The following is a 2922-nucleotide window of genomic DNA, read 5'->3' as shown; positions in this document are numbered from 1 at the left end:
CCTTCTCCGGTGTGAGCTTCAGAATTCGATCGAAATACTGAAGCGCGAAGCGCGGATTTCCGGCGACGATCTCGGCATAACCTGCAATCCGGGCTCTGCCGCCTGCGCTCTCGCGCCGGAATTCGAGATCGGCCTCAAACCATCTCAAAACGCGGGCCACCTCCTCCTCCTCGGGCGGCAGCGCTCCTCCGAGTGCGAGGGCTTGCCGGATCATCTCCGCAGCCGCCGGGGCGATCTTGCCCGCATCCCCCCCGCCTCCCAGAAACAACAGGCCTGGCCCCGCCGAGAGGAAAGGATCGGTGGACACATCGTCGAGAATTCCGGCCTCGGCGCACAGCGTCCGGTAGAGGCGGGAGCTTTCCCCCGCCCCCAAGATCATCGCGAGCGCCTCGATGGCGGGCGCATCGGGGTGCGTGACCGGCGGGACCTCAAACGCAAGTTCGAAATGCGCGACGCCCGTGCGGCCGGGCATCGTAAAAAAACGGGGGCCGCGGGAGGAGGGCGAAGGTCGCGGTATCCGCATCCTGCCCGCTGGGCGGGAGAGAACAAGCCTTCCGCCCGGCCGCAGATCGGCCAGAATTCTTCCGGCGCGACGCCGGCCCTCTCTTTTGTCTATCGGCCCCACAAGAACGACGCAGGCTTTCGGCGGCGCATATCTTTCCCGGTGATACCGCCTCAGGTCGCGCGCACTGATCCCGCGAACAGAGGCGGCAGATCCCAGAATAGGCTGTCCGTACGGATGGCTTTTTCCGTAGGCGAGACGAAAAAGCTTTTTCTGCAGCTTCTGTTCGGGCTCATCGTCCGCACGATAAATCTCCTCCAGAATCACGCTCTGCTCGCGCTCGACCTCGAGGGGATCGAAATTCGGACGCCAGAGCGCGTCCGCCATCGCATCCAGGCACGTTTCCATCGTCTCGGGAAGGCAGGTGAGGACGTAGCAGGTCGCATCGCTCATGGTGTAGGCATTGATGTCTCCGCCTGCCATTTCGGCCAGACCGGCCAGCCCGCCCACCTCCAGATTCCGGGAGCCTTTGAAAATCATGTGCTCAACGAAGTGGGAAATTCCCTCTTGCCCGGGGCGTTCGGTGTGGCTGCCCACGGGAAACCAGATGTGAATGGCGGTTTCGGAAAGAGAATTGTCCGGCAAGATCAGTAGCGTCGGGCCGCCGGGAAGGCGGAATTTGGACAGTCTCGAAAACAGAGTTTAAACTCCCAAATGAGGAAAATTCGGAATTGAGGAATCTTCCGAGAGGGGAAACAAACACCTGTGGCACACGTGCCCATCGCTCGCCCGGTTTTCTTGACTTCCTCCCGGGTGAAGGTATCATCTCACCCCATTGAAGTCATCGGCAAGCTTCTTCGGGAAAACCGCCGCTGGCCTTCACTCCATTTCACCGTCGTCCCATTTCAAGAAACTGGAGCGGACGTAGCCCACTTAAGAGGAAAACCGTGGAACACATCAAGCGCCATGTCTTTGTCTGCATCAATCAGCGCCCGCCAAATCACCCGATGGGGTGCTGCCAGTCCAAGGGAAGCATCGAACTGATCCAGGCGCTGAACGAATCTGTGAGCTCCTCCGAACTGGCGGGTCATACCGCCGTTGCGGGCACAACATGTTTGGGGCCCTGCAACATGGGTCCCTCTATCGCCGTCTATCCCGAGGGCGTTTGGTACTCCAACGTCACCCCGGGGGATATCCCCGAACTGGTGGAAGAACATCTTCGCAACGGCAGACCCGTCGAACGGCTGCGGCTGAAAATGCCGAATTTCTCGGCCGGGGGATAGCTTTCACCACCCAGAGAGTCGCCGATAAAGCGCGGCCCTCCCCCTCCCTATGAGACCTTCTTACGCCCTGGAATGAGCAGCACCAGCGGCAAAATGGCCGCAAAGCAGATTATCAAAAACGAATATGCATCGTTGTAGGCCAGCATCGTGGCCTGTGCGTTGATCATTTTATCTATCAAGGCGATGGATTTTACTTTCGCCGTGTAAACATCCACCTGCCTGCGGAACAACAAAGACATCAGCCCTTCCTTGTACTGGTGATAGGTACCGCTCATTTCGTTCACATAAGAAATTAAGCTGATCCGGTGATAAGCGAACCTCCGCTCCAGAATGGTTGTCAAAACGGCAAATCCGATGTTCCCCCCCATTCGTCTGGCCAGGTTGAAAAAACTCGAGGCCGCCGTGGCGTCCACGGACTCAACCGAGCGGAGCGCGGTGGCGGAGAGGGTGACAAAAACAAACGGTGCCCCCGCTCCCATGAGCATAAGCGGCGGGATCAAATTCGACATCCCGGCCTCGAGCGATAGAGTTGAAAATTGGAACAGTGCCATGATGATCAGGAAGACACCGGTCGGGACGAGTATACGGGGGGAAATATAGTTGAACAGCCAGCCCACAACGGGCAAAACCACAAAAATGGCGAGCCCCCGCGGCAGAAGCACTGCCCCGGCGTTGTAGGGCGTATAGCCGAGAAGTTCCTGAAGAAATTGCGGAAGGATGAACACCGTACCAAACTGCGCCATCCCGAAAACAAGGATGATGAGGGAGCCCACCGCCAGGGGGATATTGCGCAACACCCGGAAATTGATGATCGGCTCCGAAACGCGCAACTCCCAATACACCAGAAAAGCAAGCGACGCCACCGTGACGACGGCCATCGCTGTGATCCAGGCGGATTCAAACCAGTTTTCCTCCTGCCCCCGTTCGAGAAAAATCTGGAGACTGACCAGCCCCACCAAGAGCAGAATGATTCCGCCCCAATCCACCCGCTGGATGCCCCGCTTCAAATAGGGCGGATCTTCCATATAAATGGCGGTCAGCGTTATCCCCACGACACTGAAGGGAATATTGATGAAAAAGATCCATGGCCACCCGTATTCCTCGGTCAGCCAGCCGCCGAGGAACGGCCCGAACACC

General features: G+C 58.4%; 3 protein-coding genes. 1 reads left to right on the top strand and 2 read right to left on the bottom strand.

The genetic code is table 11. The features are described 5' to 3' along the window. On the bottom strand, positions 1-1099 hold a 1099-nt coding region (locus O2807_14100; GenBank protein ID MDA1001634.1), incomplete at its 3' end, for a pitrilysin family protein. A gap of 359 nt (positions 1100-1458) precedes the next feature. Here O2807_14100 and O2807_14095 point away from each other — a divergent pair. Further along, positions 1459-1785, top strand: coding sequence for a (2Fe-2S) ferredoxin domain-containing protein (locus tag O2807_14095; GenBank protein MDA1001633.1), 327 nt, complete (start codon positions 1459-1461; stop codon positions 1783-1785). 47 nt (positions 1786-1832) lie between these two features. Here the strand turns inward: O2807_14095 and O2807_14090 are convergent. Next, positions 1833-2922, bottom strand: a 1090-nt coding sequence (locus O2807_14090; GenBank protein MDA1001632.1) for a DHA2 family efflux MFS transporter permease subunit, incomplete at its 5' end; no start/stop codon positions are given.

Source organism: bacterium (assembly GCA_027622355.1).
GTDB lineage: Bacteria > UBA8248 > UBA8248 > UBA8248 > UBA8248 > JAQBZT01.
Note: the sequence above shows the minus strand (reverse complement) of the source record. Positions and strands in the feature narration are given on the sequence as shown.